The sequence below is a fragment of the Streptomyces sp. NBC_00887 genome (assembly GCF_045207585.1).
On the sequence record NZ_CP108788.1, the window covers coordinates 2,372,784 to 2,390,803 of the forward strand.

The following is an 18,020-nucleotide window of genomic DNA, read 5'->3' on the forward strand; positions in this document are numbered from 1 at the left end:
ACGGTTACCAGTTCAACCATACGACTACGTCGAAGCCTGCAGTTGATGACGGCGATGCCTGCGAGGTTCTCGGCACCGGTCCGCGGAGAACCGATGCCCGAGGCCCGAGCCGAATGACCCCGCACCCAGCGGAGCCGTGAGCGTACGCTTGGCGGACGTGAGCCAGACGGTCGCGACGCTCGTTCTCACCGACCTCTCCGCTTCTTTTCGGGTGACTCCTCCCCCGGCTGAGCCGGGGGTTTCCCAGCTTTGCCGGGTTGGCGTCGCGACGGAGCAGCCCGGGCCGTAGAACTTTGCCGGCTGCCCCTGTGTCGACGCGCGGGTTGTGGCCGCAGCTTGACGCAGTGGCACCTCTCCTGGGTGGGCCGGCTCCCCGCTGAGACGTGGCCGCATTCGAGGCAGGTCCGGGAGGCGTTGCGGGGGCCACGGCGATCACTACCCGGCGGCGGAGCGGGATGACCCCAGCGGTGTCAGCTGTACGTGGATCACGAAGCCTGGGCATAGGGACCGACACCGCGATCGCCTCTCGAGTATCAGCAGCCTCGTTCAACGACCAGATGATCCAAACGCAAGGCCCTGGCTGAGCGTTGCCTGCACACCGAGGGCCTACGAGCCAGCGGCCACGTTCGGAGGCCTGCGGTACGACGTGTGACGGTCGGCACATGACGACGAGCCAGTGACGCTCCTTTCGATGCTCCGGCCGGGCTCGTTCACGGTCAAGTCGCCCTGCCCTTCCAGGTCAGGATCACCCAAAGATCGGTAACCGTACCCACGTCGAAATGCAGTGCCGTTTCACCCACGGCCGGGGGCAGCGTGATGTTGGCGAGTCGACCCGTAAACAGGCCACCGAGTGCGTCGTCCCGGCTGAGCACGTCGCTGGGCGCGGTCTGCTCCGGCCCCGCGTACACGTTGATCGCGTCGGCGTCTGCCGGTCCGCGAGCCAGCAGCATCACGCTGGTGGTCTCCCGGGTGTGCCCGAGCGACCAGTACGGGTAGTGCTCCTCCCGCAACGTGACGGTCAGCCGGGGGCGGTCGCCTTCGTCCGCGCGGAAGCGCGCCCACTCGCCCGGGAACTCCAGCCGCGTCGCAAACAGCCGTGCCGTGCAGTCGGCTTCCGCCCGGCCGATCAGCTCCCCCAGATGACCGGTGGCCTTGTTGCGCAGCACTTGGCCGCCGTCGCGGGCCGTGTAGCCGAGGTGCACGACGACGTCGGCGATGGTGTCGTACGCAAACTGCCGCAATTTTGTGGGGAGTTCGATCCGCCAGGTGCTGATGGCGCCGGCGCCCTCGAAGGGCAGTGGACGGTCTTCGGACGCCGAGGAGGCGAACATTCCGGCGTCGTCCCGGGCGGTGCTCGTCACGATGGCCCGGATCGCGCCCGAGTAGTCCTGGAAGCGTTCGTCGTTGTCCTCGTGCCGCGGGTAGTCGGCGCCGGTCGCGACCGTACGGACCGAACTGCGCAGCAGGGAGAGTGTGCAGTTCACGCTGGTGTAAGGGCCGGTGACGGCGGGGATCGACACGCTCACGTGCTTGAGCCGGCGCATGTAGTGCCCGGGGCAGTCGAGATCGAAGAGGGACTCCGGGACCGTGATCTCGCAGGTGCCGGTCTCACGCAGGCGCACGAGTGCCAGGGGGTCGAGCTGATTGACCGAGACATGCCGCACCAGTTCGCACTCGCGGTGGCGGTTCTCCTGATGGGCCACCTCCAGTCGGCGCAGGTCAAAGGCGAGGGAGTCGGCCGCGAGCAGGCCCTTGCGTCCGGCGTTCCAGTAGTCGCTGCGGATGAACTGCACCGCGTCGAATTCGGGCTGCATCAGCTCCCGTTTGAGGGTCAGCTCGGCCTTGCGGGCGACGTCGAGCGCGAAACGGTAGGAGTCGAAGTAGACGCGGGACAGCTCGCCCTGCATCCAGCCGTAGAGCTCGCGGTTGGTGTATTTCTCCTTGAGCAGGGCGTCGATCTCCGACAGGTCCGCGATCTGCGCCCGGGTGTTGTGGTACTCGCGGTGGGCGGCCTGTTCGGCGATGATCGCGCCGAGCATCTGCCGTCCCAGGTGCATGAGCTCGTGCGCGGCGACGTTGGTCTGCAGCCTCCATTCGTCGGCGCGGCGTTCGTACGACGCCGTGCGGGCCGCCATGCCGGCCTGGTCGTGTTCCCAGGCGGCCTTCGTGCGGACGATACCGGCGGCGATCTTGCTGATCTCCGACAGTTTGTCGCCGCCGAACACCTTGCTGTGCAGTCCCAGGCCCCAGAAGTGCAGGTCGACGTCGATGTCGGGAATCATTCTCACCACAGAGGCGACCGTGTCGAGGATGGAGGACGACAGATTCAGGTCGCGGGACGCCGGGAGGTGTTCGTTCAGCTCCTTGTCCTCATTGGCTGTCAGGTTCAGCCGGCCGGGACTCGACGCGCCGGCGCTGGCGGTCGGGCCGCCTCCGGCGAGCTTCAGCTGGGGGTACAGCTGCAGCGGGAGCGGCCGGTCGAACTGCAGGACCAGCTGCCGGTAGGCCTCGTCGAAGTCCTTCTCGGTGGTCAGTTTCGGTGCTTCGTGAGGCGTGGCCGGTCGGGGAGCCACGAGGGGACCGGAGGCGGCGTGGTCGGAGTCGAGACCGAGCAGGCGGAGGTGGAAGCGGTAACGCTCGAGTGCCATCTCCCGGCTGCGTGCCAGCGCGTCCGTGCTCTCCTGCGCCTGTCGCCAGGCCAGGTAGCGCACGTCCTGGGCCCGCTGGTGGATCTTCAGCTCATGTTCCTGCCGCAGCAGGACCATCGCCTCTGCGTCCTCCTTCTCCAGCGCGCTCAGCAGGGCGTTGCCCAGGGCACGCACGTCGTCGCAGAGCCCGCGGGCCAACTGGAGGAACGTATGACCGCGCACCGAGCCGGCGGGGCCGGAGAATCCGGCGGCGACGGCGCCGGTGTCGATGCCGGCCGCCGCCGCCTTGACCAGCAGGCCGGGCTCGATCGCGGGTTCGAAGAGGGCTAGTTGCCGGACGACACCTTCGAGGCTCATACAGTTACGGATCTTGGACAGCCGATCGGTCACACGGTCCCAGTAGGCGAGCATCCGCTGGTTGCGCGGGACGCAGAAGTAGGGAGCACGGGTGATCCAGTCGTGGGAGACCTCCGGGCTGCCCGGCGTCGAGGGCGACGGTGCGGGGGCGAGGTTGAACGGGAACTGACTCTCCAGCTCCACCAGGACGTTCCCGATCTCCTGGAGCCGGGCTGCGCGCAGCTGAAGGAAGCTCTGGGGCTGCCGCTCGCCCTGCGCCGGGACTTCCTGTGGCCGGGGCCCGAGGATGTTGGCGGCCAGCACATAGCGCTGTGTCGCCTCAGTGACCGACTCGGCGGTGTCCTCGCGGAACAGACTGTCGCCCCAGGCGATCAGGTTGTCGAGGTACTTCATCACCACCTGGTATTGGTAGGCGACCGGGCGGGTGGCTGCGACGCGGTGCGGTTCGAAGGGGAACCGTCTGATGGAGCCGTAGCCCTCCAGCAGAGTGTCCTTGGTCATGCGCTGTTCGGCCGACAGCTCGTCGTCGGGCGTGCTGAGCAGGTTCACCACCTGGGTGATGTTCTGCGTCTCGGCGTCCCCGCGGAAGGCCAGGAACTTCCAGTAGCGCGCGGGCCCCTGAACGCTGGTGTCCGTGCTCGTGGGATCGAAGATGTAGTGGAACCAGCGTTGCGCCTCCGCGAAACGCTGGTTGTTGCTCAGGTGCACGGCGATCGACAGTGGAACGTGGAACAGCAGTTCCCAGTTGTAGTTGGCGTACGGCCCTCCCGGACGCACGTCGATGTCCTTCGGGAACGACGTCACCAGGCCGGTCGGGGCAGGATCGTAGAAGCTCTCGAAGAAGCCCTCGCCCTTCGCGTTCAGCTTCTCCTGGTAGACCGGGTCGAGCAGTCCCGCCACCGAACCCTTGTTGAGGCGCTCGATCAGCTCCCCGACGTAGGGATGGAAGAAGTTCTGGAACGTGTAGGAGAACTCGCTGTCGGCGACGTCCTCGCCGGCGGTCGAGGCGCCGAGCCGCGTGTCTCTGCGTTCATGGAATCCAGGGCTCCGTCCGCGGTCAGGCATGGCGCGGCCTCCTCGTCCTGTTCTCGGAGTTCGGTCTGCCGACCCGTCCCGTGGGCGCGATCTCGACGTCGCCGTGTACGACGCTGCGGGGCGAGTCGATCTGGAAGGTCAGGGAGGCGTCGGTCGCCGTGTCCAACGGCGTCAGGATCCTGGGGATCGGCTGCGGGATCGGCTCCGGGCGGGGCAGCCCGAAACGCGGGCTGTCGGCGAACGGCGGAGTCCGCCGACGGGTCGTCACATAGAAGGCATGCCGGCTGTCGCTGTACAGGAAGGGCGCTTCCCACGGGTTCTGGATCAGGCTCTGCTGGTCGCCATCGGGGAAGTAGCTGATATGGAACGGCGAGGAGACGCGGTACGACGTGCCGTCCCGGACGGTGATGACGTCCCGCGCGGTCTCGCCCTCTTCGGCTCCGATGTAGGAGATCCGCAGGGTGGGAGACGATGGTTCGATGTGCCGGACGAAGCGTGCGAAGCTCTCGACGTCCAAGGGGTCCTGGGACCGGTCCTCCTGGCGTTCGGGGAGACTGTGAGTGTTGTAGAACATGAACGAACTGCCCTTGCCCTGTCCCCGGATGCGGATCCGCAGGGCGTCCGATTCCAGGGTCTCGCCCAGCACCAGCAGGTCGCGGTGGAACGCGCCCTCGCCCGACGTGTCGAATGGCCTGCCGAATCCGGTCGGCATGGTGATGTCGGAGGTTTTCGGCGGCTGCCAGCGTCCGTTGTAGTACTCGCTCCAGCACAGGGCAGCCTGCGGAAACAGCTTGACGTTCTGCGTGCCCTCGCCCTGCACCTGCCCGATCGTGAGGTCGGTGAGGGCCGTGCCGGCCAAGCCGGGGGTCATCGGCTGGACCGGCGGGGCGGTGCTCATGAGCTTCAGCCAGAACAGAAGCAGCCGGCCTTTCCACAGCACCGGTGCCACCGGATTGTCCTCGATGTCGAGGCTGATCTGCTCCCATGCCGTCCAGGTACCGGTGGCTCGCCTGCGGTAGTAGTACTTGCGCTGGGCGCCCGCGGTGCGGGCGATCACATGGGCGACCTCGTCCCCGAAGTCCTTGTCGCCCTCGTCGTAGTGGATGGCGCATGGTTCGAGCTTGGCGACCTCTTCGAGCCGTGACAGATAGCCGAGCAGCGCGGTGGTCGCGGTCTCCTCGGTGATGTCGCTCTGCAGCAGCTCGCTCAGCGCCTGGCGGAAGGCGGGCGACTGGTCGGTGCGCAGCTCGGGCTCGAGCCAGTTCTCGGGCCAGAGGAAGACCTGCCGGTTGGCCTCCCACAGCCGGTAGCGCTTCATCCAGTTCCAGCGGGAGGCATTGAGCGCCGCTGCGGGGACGTCGGGGTCCAGGTTCATGAGCGCGCGTTCGATGAAGAGCTGCACCGCGGAGATGGCACTTCGTACGCGCGAGGTCCGCATACACGGTTCCAGCCGTACGTCCATCAGGAAGAACTCGAACAGCTTGTCCGCGGTGTCGATATGCGCGGTACCGGGCCTCGATCGCAGCTCGCGGAGGATGTACGCCACCAAGGCGTCCCGGCGCCGGGAGCGAAGGGGGTCGTTGACGGACTTGAGCACCTCGAGCAGGCCCGACCCGTGCCGGGCGCGCAGCGCGGATTGCATGAGCTGCACGGCCTCGGGGCCGGGGTCGGGGGTGACGGCTGTGATCAGGGTGTCCATGGAGGTACCGAGTGCGGAGGCGAGCGTCATCGCGTCGGCGACCCGGCGGAGCACGGACACGTCGCCCAGGTCCTCGGCCACCAGCTCGCGATGCTGCAGCAGCGCCTTCAGGGAGTCCTGGTCCCATCCGGTCGCGCGGATCAGCGCCGGCTCCTGGTTCTGCGGCTGGTCACCGGGCGACCGGAGTGCCGCCAGGTCGCCGCCCTCGAGCTTCAGGGCCGCACGCAGGCGGGAGAAGTCGAGGAGCGCGTCGAGGACGGCGCCCATGTGCGGTTCGTCCGCGTCCACCGGCACGGCCAGCGTGTTGAGCCAGCCCACACCGTCGACCGCCAGCCGGTCCAGCCGGGCAAGATACGCGATTCCCTCGGTCCCCAGCGAGAATTCCTGGGCGACGTCCCTGGCCGCCAGGTAGCGGGCCAGGATTTCGCGCAGCCCGGCTACGGCGGCTTTCCCGTAGAGCGCCTCGGGCGGGACGGGCTGCCAGTCCTGCCCGGCGCGCTGCCATTCCAGGGCCGGCTGCTCGGTCTGCGCGGCTCCGACCGTCAAGGTGATGGCGAGCAGCCGGTTAGCCGGGAGGCCGACTTCGTTCAGTGTGCGGAAGGAACCGCCCTCGTCGACCAGTTTCGTATCGGCTTCGTCGAGCATGAGTTTGACGCGGGTGTCCGGACGAGTGTGCACTCTGATCCGGTACCGGCCGGTCTCCGCGACATCGAGGTAGCCCCTGTACACGGTTGACGTGCCGTCACCCGTTTCGGCTTCCAGGCCCGCCTCGCCCGCCTCGAGCAACGCGGTGAGTGCCGCCTCGTCGCTCCTGTCCGGTGCGTGGACGGCCCGTGCGTCGGTCAGCAGCGTCTCCGCCAGGGCGAGCGGGGTTCCCGTCCCGGCCACGACAGCCGTCAGCGCCTGGGCGCGCCGCCGTTCCTCGCGCACGGTCGTCAGGACGTCGCGCAGCAGCGTGCGCCTCCGGGCGGCCGGTGGGTCGGCCGACGTGAGGTGGCCGCGAAGGAGTGCCTCGAAGTCCGGATACCGCTTGAGGGACCGTTCGATAAGCCGGCCGGCCTGGGCGAAGACACTGTCGCGGGACCGCCGGTCCTCGCTCACCGCGAAGAGCGCGTCGACAGCGGCGCCGAAACCCTGAGGGGTGCCCTGTACGGCTTTCAGCGCCCCGTGCGTCGCGGCGTGGAGCGCTCCGGCGTAGGAGAGGCGCCCGCCTTCGGCGTCGTAGGCGATGCGGCAGCCGGCAGCCTCGACCACGGCCGCGGAAAGGGCCGGAGCCTCCTGCCTGTAGGGCACTTCGACCGCGGTCGACCGGCTCAGCAGGCCTGTGAAGGCTTGGGCGGCCTCGATCCCGAACCGTGCGGCAAAGAGCGTCTGGATCCGGTCGTCCGTGGTGGACTCGTCGGCGTCCAGTTCGGCGTCCACCACGCTCCGGCGGCCTCGGAGGTCGCGCAGGAGCGAGAGAGCCGTGCCGTCCGGCTGGGATCCCTCCGCGGGAACCCCGGCCGGCCAGAGGGCGGCGAGGACAGCCGTCGGTGTCGTACCCGCCGCCGCCAGCGTGTCCAGGCGATCGAGCAGTTCGGTCATCCCGGGCTGCGGGCGGCCGTCCCAGCTGAAGGGATCGATGCCGGTCAGCCGGAGCAGCCGGGAGAACTCACGCTGCTCCAGGCCGAGAGTCCGCGCGAGCCAGGCCCGGCGGTGGGCGGCGCTCACGTTCGCGAGCGTGAGCGGCGTACCGTCGTCGAAACCCAGATCGTCGACCAGCGCCTTGAAGCCGTCCGCCGATACGTTGCACGCGGCCCGTACCGCGTCCGCGTGGAGGAGAAACCCCTGGCCGGGATCGCGCAGGACGTCACCGAAGCCGTTGTCGGCGAACACCTCCGTGTCGGCGCGACCGGTCAGGAACAGCCGCCGGTACAGCGAGCCGGGGCCGTACGTATCGAGGTCGGCCCAGCAGGCGAGCAGGTGCGGCAGGTGGTCATCGGGGTTCAGCGAGCGCCGATTCAGCACCGCGACGACAGTGCCCAGCCGGTCCAGGACCGTGGCGACGCCGCTGTCCAGTCCGGCGAGGGTCGGCTCACCGCCGCCCTGCTCGCCTTCCACACCGGCGGGGAACAGGGCGCCGAGCGCGCTGTCCGTCTGCTCGATGGTCCAGCCGAGTTTGCGCCACAGCCGCACGAAGCGGACCAGGCGTACCGCGTCGACGGACTGCAGGGCCGCGCCCGCGGGATCAGGACCGGCGCGGCGCACCCGGAAGTCATCGAAGGGCGGGGTGGCGGCCCGGCCGCCACCGTCCTCCGCGGGAGGAGGCGGCACGGTGACGAGCAGGCGCATGATCCGCCTGTGGTTGGCCTCGTCCGTGGCCCATGCCGCCACATCGCCGCCGTACGCGCTGCGATCGAGGCCGGGCGGGAGCATGGCATCGAACTGCGCGACGGACAGCGTGCCGTTCTTGAGTCGCTGGAGGTCGGCGAAGGAGACATTGAGGAGAGCGATGCGCGGCTTGAGCGTGACACTCGGATTCACGAATCTGGTGTCGAGGACTCTGACGATCTCGTCGTACGTCAGGGCGAGCCGGTTCGCCCAGGTCCGTACGGAGGAGAGATCCTCGAGGACATCCGCCGCCGGAGTGTTGTCCGGGTATCCGAGCAGCCTCGGCAGCGGCACCGAACTGTCGGTCAGCAGCTGCGCCTCGGGTGGGGAGATGCCGATCCGCTCATGTGCGATCTCCCGTAGGCCGTAGCCGGCCGGGTTCTCCGGCTTGTCGTTCTTTCGTAGCGTGAGCATGGCGTCGGCCAGCGGGACGCCCATGCGTGCGAACAGCGCCCGCAGGGTTTCCAGGTGTTTATGGAAGGGCAGCGGAGGCGGGAACAGCGCGTTGCGTAGAGGCTCGTACGCGTCGTCGTCGATGAATTCCGACTGCGCCAGGAGCTCTTCGGGGGTCCGGCGGGCGGGTGTGCTGTGACCCACGAATTGCTGGAGCGAGAGCGAGTGCGCGACGAAGTGCTCCAGCGTTTCGTTCACGAGGTCGATATGCGGCAGGACGGTTTCGGCGTTCTCGCAGCTCAACGGCAGATGCCCGATGTCGGGTCGGCGTGCCATCAGGACGTCCAGAGGGTTCTTGACCGCGTCGGGCAAATCCATGAAATGCAGGAGGTCGACGAGGTACGCCGCTGGACTCAGGATGGATCCGCAGTGCTCGCAGGCGGCCACATTGAGCGACCCGAACAAGCCTTCGAGGGTGGGAAAGGCGACCACGCCCGCCGGCGCGTCGGAGGAGTCCGGGGTCGCGACGATCGGGGCGGCGAGTCCGAGCGAAGGGGCCCTGCGCGCAACCAGAAAACCGGTGGCGATGTTGGCCACCGCATCGGAGATCTGCACGGCGCGGGCATGGACGGCACGGGCGTCGGACTCCCCGAGATCGCGGGAGCGTGCCGCGATGAATTCGCTCTCCCGCAGCCCGGCGATCTTGGTCGCGGAGTCGAGCCCGTTGGCGAGTAGCACGGCGAGGGCGTTGTCGTCCGGGGTGAGCTGGTAGACGCGCTGGAGTTGCCTGATCGCTTCGAGGGTCTGCGGGTCGTCGGGTGCCGTCACGTCGTCATTGCGGGCGATGAACCGGTCGACCGGTTCCACCCCCATTTCGAAACGGCCCACGTGCTCGGAGAGGAATCCGGCGACGCTGTCCCGGACGTCGGGTTCCGCGGTCACCGGCAGGTCGCCCTCCGAGACTCTCACCGCCATGACGGCGGTGGGAAAGCTCAGCCGGACCTGGGCGGCCAGGAAGTCCGCGTAGTTGGCCTTGCGTTCCTCCGGCCCTGTGCCGGGGACGCCGTCCGGCACGGTGTCGCCGAGAAGATCCAGCCAGCGCTCGGGCCGGAAGTACGAGCGCCGGGCCAGGTCCTCGGTGACTGTCAGGGGACCGTCGGGGTTCTGTTCCTCTGCCGCGTGCAGGGCCTTGATGAGCGGCGCATTGTTCACGGTGAGCACGCCGAGCCGCCCGTCGAGCCGGAGCCGCCGGCTGTTCTCCGGGCCGAACGAGGATTCCACCTGCTCCCAGAAGGGTCCGCCGCCCTCGGGCATGGCTACGTGCAACCTGGCGAAGGCACGCTTACTGTCCTCGTCCCCGGGAAACGTGCGGTCGAGCAGGCCGCCCACGGACGACGCCCCGACGGGGTCCGCCTGCAGCATCCGGCCGGCCGATTCCTCCGCGAACGCCGACAGCGCACCCGGGAGTTCAGCCTCGGCGGTGCGGGGCACGACACCCAGATCGATGGCCTCGCGCCAGACCGCCTCGACCTTCCGGATCTCCGTCCGGTACAGGACGTCCGCGGAGGCCGGCAGTCCCGCACGGAGCAGGGCGTAGAAGAACGGTGCCGAGATGGTGCCCCCGCTCTCCGTCGCCAGCAGGTCGGCCTGCGCCGCCATCGCCACCGCGCGCGCGTCCCAGCCCGTCTTGTTGAACAGGTGGGTGACGTCCCGCCTGGTGTCCGACTCCTCGATGTCGGCGATGCGGCCGTTGACGAACGGCCGCATCGATCGCTCCAGGGCGTCGTACTCGCTCTCGAGGGCGGTCGAGTCCGGTGGCACTTCGACATCGAGCCGCACCACCGGCGCCGTGGCCCCGTAAGCCACCACGGATTCGCCCACGAAGGCCGCCGTCTCGTCGTCGCTCGTCCACACCCGGGCCTGGAGATCAGGCGCCGGCCGCGCGGTGTCCACGACGTCGGCACGGAAGGCGCCGTGCCCATCGGTGACCGCGGAGCCGACCCGAACGTCCTGTCCGACGAGGCAATCGACGATCTCCACGAAGAGTCCGGAGGATCCGGTGCGTCCCGGGGCGAAGACCCGGCCCTCGCCAACCGGACGCCGGGCGGCCGACGACCCCGGCTCGGCGGAATTCATTGTTTCTCCTCTGGCTCAGCGGGGTCGGCGACGATGGTGGCGCCGACTTCGGGACGCTCCGCGGCTCGGATGAATGTCCGCCCGAGCGGCTCGGGTTCATCGTCCGGGGAGTCGGCGGCCGGTTCCTCTTCCGTGGAGCCGACTACGTCACGGAAGCCGGTGGCCTCGGGTGCGTCGAGTGACTCGAAGTCCTTTTCGAGTTTCAGGAAATCCTTGTCCTGCTTGTCCTGGAAATCCTTCCCGTCCTTCAGCTGTTTCTCGGTGGGCGTATCGGGGTCATCCTTGCTATCCTTTCCGTCCTTTTCCTCCTTACTGTCTTTCTCGTCCTTCTCATCTTTCACATCCTTGTCCTCCTTCTCCTTGTGTTCCTTTCCGTCCTTGTCGTCCTTCTGCTCCTTGTCGTCCTTCTGATCTTTTTCGTCCTTTTGCTCCTTGGTGTCCTTGTCGTCCTTCTGCTCCTTGTCGTCCTTCTGCTCCTTGTCGTCCTTCTGTTCCTTGGCGTCCTTGCTGTCCTTTTGCTCCTTGGTGTCCTTGACCTCCTTCTCCTCCTGGATCAGGAACTGTCCGAAGAAGGCCACCTCGTCGTCCCAATAGGGCGGGAGGACGTCGAAGACGGCTCCCAGGTTGGGGTCCTGGCGGGATCTGGTGATCCAGACCGTTCCCGCGGCCCGCTCGCCGACGGCCAGCTCGCCGACCGACCGCATCGCGTCCGCGTCGCGACAGTCGTTGATGACATGCACCCCGCGCCACCGCAGGCCGGCCCCCGGATCCCACCAGTCCGGCACATTCGGGCTCGCGTCGGGACGACAGGCGTCGCGCGCGTGAAACCGCGAGCGGTACGGCAGGACACCCGCCTCCCACAGCTCGAGGAAGTCGGCCTCCAGTGCACGCAGCCACGGCTTGTCCGGCTGGCTGCCCGGCTGGTTGTCCGGATACTGCGCGGCCTGGACGAACACGCTGTAACCGGGCTGACGGGCAGCCAGCACGTAAGCCGCGTAGTTGGCCGGAATGCCGAGCACGCTTCCGGGACGTGCGGGGTCGGTGCAGTCGACCGGGCCCGAGTCCAGGTAGATTCCTGCGATCTTGTCGCCGTAGAGCCTGCGCCAGGCGTCGATCTGATCCGCTACCGCGGGGACCTGACGTCCCGGCCTGAGCGGGTCGTCCAGCAGCGTTCCCACGGCGCCTAGGCCGAGCTTGCCGCCCGCGACATAGACGCGCCCGAAGACGAGCTGCTCCGCGTCCCCGCACGCGGTGAACTTGGCGCGAGCGGCGTCGCGCCGGACCTCCCCGGCAGGCGTGCCCAGCTCGATGCGGCTGTAGGGCTGGTCGGCCACGACCAGCCGGACTACCGCGCCCGCACCCGCGACACGGTCCCACTGCCTCATGGCCCAGTCCCAGTCGGCACGTGTCCCGTCGGGGTCGATCACGCGTCCGTCGAAGGGGAAGTATCCCCAGACAGCCATGCGGGGCCCGACGAGCCTGGGCGGAATGGTCGGTCTCATCAGGCGGCCTCCGCCTGCAGCAACCGGGCGACGGATCCGGCGATGTCCTGTCCGTGGCGGTCGTAGAACGTGAACGCCGGTGAGGGGTTGACCTCGAAGCAGTACCAGGCCGCGTCTGGGGTCAACCGCAGATCGATCCCGGCGAGCGGGAGACCGAGGTCGGCGGCGAGCTCCCGGCACCGGTCGGGCAGGTCGTCGGGCAGGCAGGCAGGCGACAGTGAGACCTCGGCGCCCTGCCTGGCCGCGTAACGGTAGTCGTCGGCCCCAGACTCGATCCGCGAGCAGAAGACGTCGTCACCGACGACGTGCACCCGGTAGTCGACGCCCGGCACGTGCTCCTGGAACTGGGTGGGGCACCACGCAAGGTCGGCGAGCCTCTCCTCGTCGGGCCTCAGCCGGGAGACGATGCTGCGGACGCCGCTCACCGACTTGTAGACGACGCTCTCGTGGCCGGCGGCGAAGGCACGGGCCTCGTCTGCGTCCGTGGTGATGAGCGTGTCCGGTACGCGGAAGCCATGGGCCCGGAGGGCTGTGGACTGGCGCGGTTTGGAGGCGTTGCCGGCCATCCGGCTCGGGCGGTTCACGACACGCGCGGCGGTCAGCTCGCACCACAGCCACAGGCTGTCGTCGAACTGGGCGGTGTGCCGGCACTCGTCGCTGTCCCGGCCCGCGCGGGCGACCGCGCCGATGCGCCAGGAGTCGTACGGGCGTACGTAGGCCGCGGTGACGTCCATCAGGTCGACCTCGACGTCACCGACCGTGAGCACGCCGCGGATGTCGTCGTCGACCTCGACGCGGATCCCGGAATCCAGCACCGCCCGTTGGTCGACGAACACCACGGGGGCACCGAGGCGCTGGAGTTCGGCGTGCACCCGCGCCAGCGGCATATCCTGAAGCAGTCCCCACAAGAGGATCACGGCTTCACGCTCCCTCGGTGGGTATCCGGCGCCGATGCGGCGCCGGCTCGGCGAAAATAGTCACGCATGGCGTCGGGGACCTGCGGGTCGAACGCGTTGGTCCATGGGTGAGCGTCCACAAACCTGACCTCGGAACCGTGCTTGTCGAAGAACGCCGTCAGCGCCGGAACGCCGGCCGCCGTCGCCAGGGCTTCGGCGTACTCCGCCAGGATGTGTTCGCCTCCGCCGATGCACCTTCCGCCGATCACGGCTACCTGGAACCCCGCTCGGCCGACCGGTGGAGCGTGTGTCCCCTTACCCGAGGACGCACGACCCCCGGATGCGGCGCGCAGATACGGCTGCACGTCACGGCTGCGCGGCCGGACCGGGATCCCCAGGCGACGCGCGACCATGACCCACTGCTCGCTTCGCCAGCCCGGACCGCACAGCCCGGTGGGAACGGGTGGGTTGAGGACCGGGCACGGCAGTACCGAGAGCCAGTAGTTGAGGAACGCCGTCATCTCGCTCGCGGCGTAGTCGCGGTCCTCCGGCTGGATTCTCCTGACCTCGTGTGAGGTCACCGCGGGAAGACGCGTCACGACACCGGTGAGCTCACCGACCGTGATCACCTCGCCCTGAACGACCGCTCTGGAGGAGGACGGGTCCTCCGTGCGGATGCTCCAGCCCGGGCTCGACAGGTCGTCGGCCGTGAGCAGGCGGGCCTGCCCGGGGCCCCACGCGTTCACCAGCCGACGCGCTCCGCCGTCTCGGCGCGAAGCGAGGACGAGAATCATGAAACGGCCTCCCGGGTCGAGCAGGTGCCTGCCCTCTCGCTGATCATTTCTTGATCCGATCGCCCATGGTCCGCCCAAGGGCTACCGACGGCGCCACGGTGGTCGCGCTCACGCCCGCGACGATCCCGCCCGCGACCAGTGCCGTGCCGTCATGGCCGACCCGTTGCCTGACGCCCTGCCGGACGCTTTCGCCGTGTTCCGCCGCGACCTGGTCGATGCCGGGGAGGCTGTTCCCCGCCTCACCCGCATCCGTGCACAAGTGCCCGGCCCCGACCGCTGGGACGGTCTCCGCCGCGTCCCAGGCAGCAGGAGTTACGGCCAGGACGCGTTCCACGGGACCGAAACCGCCCTCCCCCATGGAGGGGTGCCACGTCGGAGCGTCGCCCTCCGTGATCAACACGTCGGCAGGGCCGTCGCCGGCGAGGTCGGTGAATGACAGGCTGTTGTCTCCCCAGGAAGATCGGGAAGCTGCTCGAACGCGCGGAACGGTGCCCAGCCGCGCTGGTCGGTGCGCTCGAAAAATCCGGGCGACGGTCCCTCGAACGCCACCAGGTCGAGACGGCCCTCCCCGGGGAGCTCGAGCAGTTGGCCACCCTCGCCCGGCGCGACGGGGCTGTAGCCGAGTTCGAGCGCCGACAGGGCACGACTCGTCAAGTCGTCGGACGTCCGCCGGTATCCGCGTTGCGTCCCTGGCAGCGCACCACCGCCCTGGGGCAACGACACCGACGGCGCTGCGACTGTCGGGCGATCATCCGTGGGAGACGCCTGCTTTCGTGGACCATCCGCCGGCTCCATCGCGTCTCCTCAGCCATCGCGGGGGATTTGCACCATTAGAACCATTACCGGGCCCTGATCACTGGAGAAACTCCGGGGAATCACCTGGTTGGACCCGCTCCCCCGGCCGTTCCGGACCGCTCACCGAGGGGAAGCCCCCGCACGCACCGCTCCTGGCGCGCCAGGGCTGTCGTCGCCCGGCCACCCACCCGTATGGGTGCGCTGGACGAGCAACATGTGGCGCGAATTGTGGAGGCTGGCGAAGAGGCCCTCGCCCCGAGGCACCTATCCCCCGCCGCAGTAAAGGTGACGTATGAACGCCGACCCGTCGGATTCCTCCCACCGAACCAGGAAGACCGCTGCCCGGAGTGCAGCGGCCAAGAAGGCGACCCCTTCAAAGAAGAAGGCAGCTCGCAAATCCACGTCCTCCGCCAACGGGACGGGCAGCGGGGAGCTCCGCTCGGGCCCTGTCGCCGGAACCACGCTGGTGGACGGTGTGAACTTCCGAGCGAAGGCCCTGCATTACGCCGAGGTGGACGGGCTGGCGATGTTCGAAGGGGACATCGTGCTCGGTACCGTGGAGGAGATGACCCAACGGGCCGACGCAGGGCCGGTGCTCGAGTCTGTCGGGATCGTGCCGTTCGAGGAGGGGCAGCAGCGTCGCTGGCCGAACGCGACAGTGCCGTTCGAGATCGATCCCGGTCTGCCCAACCAGCAGCGCGTCACGGACGCCATCACCCACTGGGAGTCCCGTACCCGCATCAGGTTCATCGAACGGACCCCTGCCAACGCGGCTCAGTTCCAGGACTTCGTGCGCTTCATGCCAGGGAGCGGATGTTCTGCGAACGTCGGCCGACGCGGCGGTCTGCAAAGAGTCACACTCGGCCCCAACTGCTCCACCGGCAACGCCATCCACGAGATCGGTCACACCTTGGGGCTGTGGCACGAGCAGAGCCGCGAGGACCGGGATCAGCACGTCGCGATCGTGTTCGCGAACATCAAGCCGGACATGCAGCACAACTTCCTCCAGCAGATCGCGGACGGCGACGACCTGGGACCGTACGACTTCGGCTCGATGATGCACTATCCAGCGACGGCCTTCGCGATCGACCCGACCCAGCCGACCATCATTCCGCGGGTGGCGCTGCCGCCCGGCGTGACGATGGGGCAGCGCACGGGGCTGTCCCAGGGCGACATCGACGGAGTCCACATGATGTACCCGGCCGATCTCACGCCTGCCGAGGAAGTGTCCAAGGACCCGGTGGGCCATTGGACTGGCAAAATTCCCGGGCTGGACATCATGAGCCCGCCGGCGTATGCCATTCCGTTCGTGCTGGCCACACCCCACCAGTCACCGATGATGACCGGTCAGCCGGACGGAGTGGTCGAACAGGTACGCCAGTTGGGCCAGATGGTCGCCTCGCTGCAGCATGGGTTGTCCGCAGTCCAGGGGAGCTACAACCTCCTTCTGGCCCAGGTCGGCGCCCAGCCTCCCGGTGGTGGCGCCTGGCAGCCGCGTTGACATCCTCCCCCTCGTGAACGAGGGGATACCTCACTTCGCAGTAAGGGATCCTGCTTCGCGGCAGGTTGCCCCGTCCGGGAGGACTCCCGTTGAGGCCTTACACCCGCTCCACAGGCTGTAACCGCCAGTCCGGCGGCCAGAACGGTGCGTGCCGCGTTCACGTCACGGTCGTGGGTTGCACCGCAGCCGCACGTCCGTTCCCGGACGGTACCGCCTGCGGAGCACAGCTACGTGGAAGGGAACCAGCGGTCGATGGCGACCAGGTTCCTGCCGCACCACGTGCACTTGTACTCCAGCGTGGACCGCATATCCGTCCAGGCCGCGTCCGAGATCGCGCGGGCCAGATCCTTGTTCCTGACCATGCTGCGCACAGTCAGGACCGGGTGAACCCGGCGGGTCAGCCGTCGTTCGTGGAGGAGCGGACCGGACTGCCCATCACGGCCGAGATCGCCGTGCTCCTGTCGCATCTCGACGGACGTGAGACCGGACCGGCCACGGCAGTCTGGTCTCTGCCAGGAGAAGCGCTGTGACAGACACCGTCACGGGATTCGTGTCCCTGCCACCCGACACGCCGGCGGGAACGGCCGCCTCCTTCCTGGTGGAGGTCCGCGACGTTTCCCGGGCCGACGCCCATTCCACAGTCGTCGGGGCACAGGTACAGACAGACGTCCAGCTGTCTCCGGGCGAGCGGGTGCCCTTCAGCGTGACCGTGCTTGCACTCGACCCCTCCGCCTCCTACGGACTGCGTGTCCACATCGACCGCTCAGGAAGCGGAACCCTCGAATCAGGCGACCTCATCAACACCCAGGCCGTATCCGTCCGGGCAGAATCCACCGAAGGACTGGAGGCGCCGGTGAGCGTTATCTGACCTCAAGCGGTCTGCGCGCCCGAGCTGGTTCGAGATGATCGATGTTGATCACCTGCAGGAAGCCGGAACTGCTCACGCCCAGTGTGCATCTCAGCACCACAGAGCCGTGGCTGAGAGGTATTCGCCCCAGGTGGCAGTCAGGGGCCATCCCACAGAAACTGGATTGTGTGGTGAGGCGCCACCTCTGGAGGACACCGTCCGCCCGACGCAGGACGGCCCACCTCCTCACGAAGGTGAACAGTTACTCCTCGGGACCCAGTCGGGAGGAGACATTCATGTACGGGCATGTGCGAGCCATCACCAAGAAGCAGCCGATCCACATGATCAAGGTCAGCGTCTATCGCGACACGGCTCTCGTCGACCACGCATATACCGACACCGAGGGGCGGTACGACCTGGCGATTCCCGCCGGTGACACTGTGACCGTACGGTTTGACACCCATGAAACGCTGAACAACGCCCGGGACTGGCATCCGTCGGTGGTGGCCAATGTAGTGGCAAGCGACGGGGTTCCCTTCGACCGGTATCTGCTCCCCACCGGCCACGCCGCTGCAGAGGATTCGTCCGTGGACGCCCTGAGCGGATATCTCTTTGCGGCGGGCCTGTGGTCCGATTCCGAAAGGAATGCCCCATACGCCCATACGGCAGCCTCGCGCCTGTCCGGCCTCAAGCAAACCAGCAGGGTGCTTCAGGACATCCAGCAGCGGCTCGTCGAGTACTTCCGGACGCCCGAGGAGTAGGTCGTTCGGCCCCGCGCCAGCCGCGTGTCGCCCCTCTCCCTCAGCTCGTGAAGTCGACCGGAACTGGACAAGTCGCTCCTGAGCCACACTCGTAGAGAGTCACGCAGCGTCATACCGGGGCTTGTTCATCGAGGACCTCCGGGCGGGCGACCCGGACGGTGCGTCATGAGAGCGGGCGAGCGAGCAGTTGCTATCGTTTTCTGCATACCATGACGTAATTAAGGAAACGCCCACATCGCCTCATAAGAGTATGGACTTATACGCAAAATTCGGGAGGTAGCGGATG

The 18,020-nt window shown here is 68.0% G+C and carries 11 protein-coding genes and 1 pseudogene; 4 read left to right on the forward strand and 8 right to left on the reverse strand.

Features of this window, described 5'->3' with window-relative positions; genetic code table 11:
- Positions 1–716: 716 nt before the first annotated feature.
- The 7 genes from OG844_RS10795 to OG844_RS10825 all read right to left on the reverse strand — a co-directional run bounded on the left by OG844_RS10795 (position 717) and on the right by OG844_RS10825 (position 14,484).
- Positions 717–4,070 (reverse strand): hypothetical protein, encoded by a 3,354-nt coding sequence (locus OG844_RS10795; RefSeq protein WP_406389670.1) that lies wholly within the window; start codon positions 4,068–4,070, stop codon positions 717–719.
- Positions 4,063–10,638 (reverse strand): neuraminidase-like domain-containing protein, encoded by a 6,576-nt coding sequence (locus tag OG844_RS10800; RefSeq protein ID WP_406389671.1) that lies wholly within the window; start codon positions 10,636–10,638, stop codon positions 4,063–4,065. Before OG844_RS10800 ends, OG844_RS10795 begins: the two co-directional genes overlap by 8 nt.
- Positions 10,635–11,972 carry a hypothetical protein gene (locus OG844_RS10805; RefSeq protein ID WP_406389672.1) on the reverse strand — a complete coding sequence of 446 codons (1,338 nt, stop codon included), beginning with the start codon at positions 11,970–11,972 and terminating at the stop codon, positions 10,635–10,637. The genes OG844_RS10800 and OG844_RS10805 overlap by 4 nt, the downstream gene beginning before the upstream one ends.
- 167 nt (positions 11,973–12,139) lie before the next feature.
- Positions 12,140–13,057, reverse strand: coding sequence for a RimK family alpha-L-glutamate ligase (locus OG844_RS10810; protein ID WP_406389673.1), 918 nt, complete (start codon positions 13,055–13,057; stop codon positions 12,140–12,142).
- Positions 13,054–13,830: a hypothetical protein gene (locus OG844_RS10815; protein WP_406389674.1), complete on the reverse strand. Its 777-nt coding sequence runs from the start codon at positions 13,828–13,830 to the stop codon at positions 13,054–13,056. Before OG844_RS10815 ends, OG844_RS10810 begins: the two co-directional genes overlap by 4 nt.
- A 43-nt stretch (positions 13,831–13,873) precedes the next feature.
- A complete protein-coding gene (locus tag OG844_RS10820; RefSeq protein ID WP_406389675.1) occupies positions 13,874–14,230 on the reverse strand; it encodes a hypothetical protein in 357 nt (118 codons plus the stop codon).
- A complete protein-coding gene (locus OG844_RS10825; RefSeq protein ID WP_406389676.1) occupies positions 14,224–14,484 on the reverse strand; it encodes a hypothetical protein in 261 nt (86 codons plus the stop codon). The genes OG844_RS10820 and OG844_RS10825 overlap by 7 nt, the downstream gene beginning before the upstream one ends.
- Positions 14,485–14,917: 433 nt before the next feature.
- On the opposite strand from OG844_RS10825, the gene legP reads away from it, so the two are divergent.
- Complete coding sequence (gene legP, locus OG844_RS10830; RefSeq protein ID WP_406389677.1) at positions 14,918–16,126, forward strand: Dot/Icm T4SS effector Zinc-dependent metalloprotease LegP; 1,209 nt, start codon at positions 14,918–14,920, stop codon at positions 16,124–16,126.
- Here legP and OG844_RS10835 read toward each other — a convergent pair.
- Positions 16,060–16,503: pseudogene (locus tag OG844_RS10835) on the reverse strand (zinc ribbon domain-containing protein); the annotation flags it as partial. The gene legP and the pseudogene OG844_RS10835 overlap by 67 nt on opposite strands.
- A gap of 6 nt (positions 16,504–16,509) precedes the next feature.
- Here OG844_RS10835 and OG844_RS10840 point away from each other — a divergent pair.
- The 3 genes from OG844_RS10840 to OG844_RS10850 all read left to right on the forward strand — a co-directional run bounded on the left by OG844_RS10840 (position 16,510) and on the right by OG844_RS10850 (position 17,734).
- Complete coding sequence (locus tag OG844_RS10840; RefSeq protein WP_406396395.1) at positions 16,510–16,656, forward strand: hypothetical protein; 147 nt, start codon at positions 16,510–16,512, stop codon at positions 16,654–16,656.
- A complete protein-coding gene (locus OG844_RS10845) occupies positions 16,653–16,994 on the forward strand; it encodes a YbaY family lipoprotein (RefSeq protein WP_406389678.1) in 342 nt (113 codons plus the stop codon). The genes OG844_RS10840 and OG844_RS10845 overlap by 4 nt, the downstream gene beginning before the upstream one ends.
- Positions 16,995–17,269: 275 nt before the next feature.
- Positions 17,270–17,734 (forward strand): carboxypeptidase regulatory-like domain-containing protein, encoded by a 465-nt coding sequence (locus tag OG844_RS10850; protein WP_406389679.1) that lies wholly within the window; start codon positions 17,270–17,272, stop codon positions 17,732–17,734.
- Positions 17,735–18,020: the final 286 nt, after the last annotated feature.

Coding starts and splice junctions, on each gene's coding strand:
- OG844_RS10795 (WP_406389670.1), bottom strand. CDS start 4,070: ATGCCTGACCGCGGACGGAGCCCTGGATTCCATGAACGCAGAGACACG.
- OG844_RS10800 (WP_406389671.1), bottom strand. CDS start 10,638: ATGAATTCCGCCGAGCCGGGGTCGTCGGCCGCCCGGCGTCCGGTTGGC.
- OG844_RS10815 (WP_406389674.1), bottom strand. CDS start 13,830: ATGATTCTCGTCCTCGCTTCGCGCCGAGACGGCGGAGCGCGTCGGCTG.
- legP (WP_406389677.1), top strand. CDS start 14,918: ATGAACGCCGACCCGTCGGATTCCTCCCACCGAACCAGGAAGACCGCT.
- OG844_RS10850 (WP_406389679.1), top strand. CDS start 17,270: ATGTACGGGCATGTGCGAGCCATCACCAAGAAGCAGCCGATCCACATG.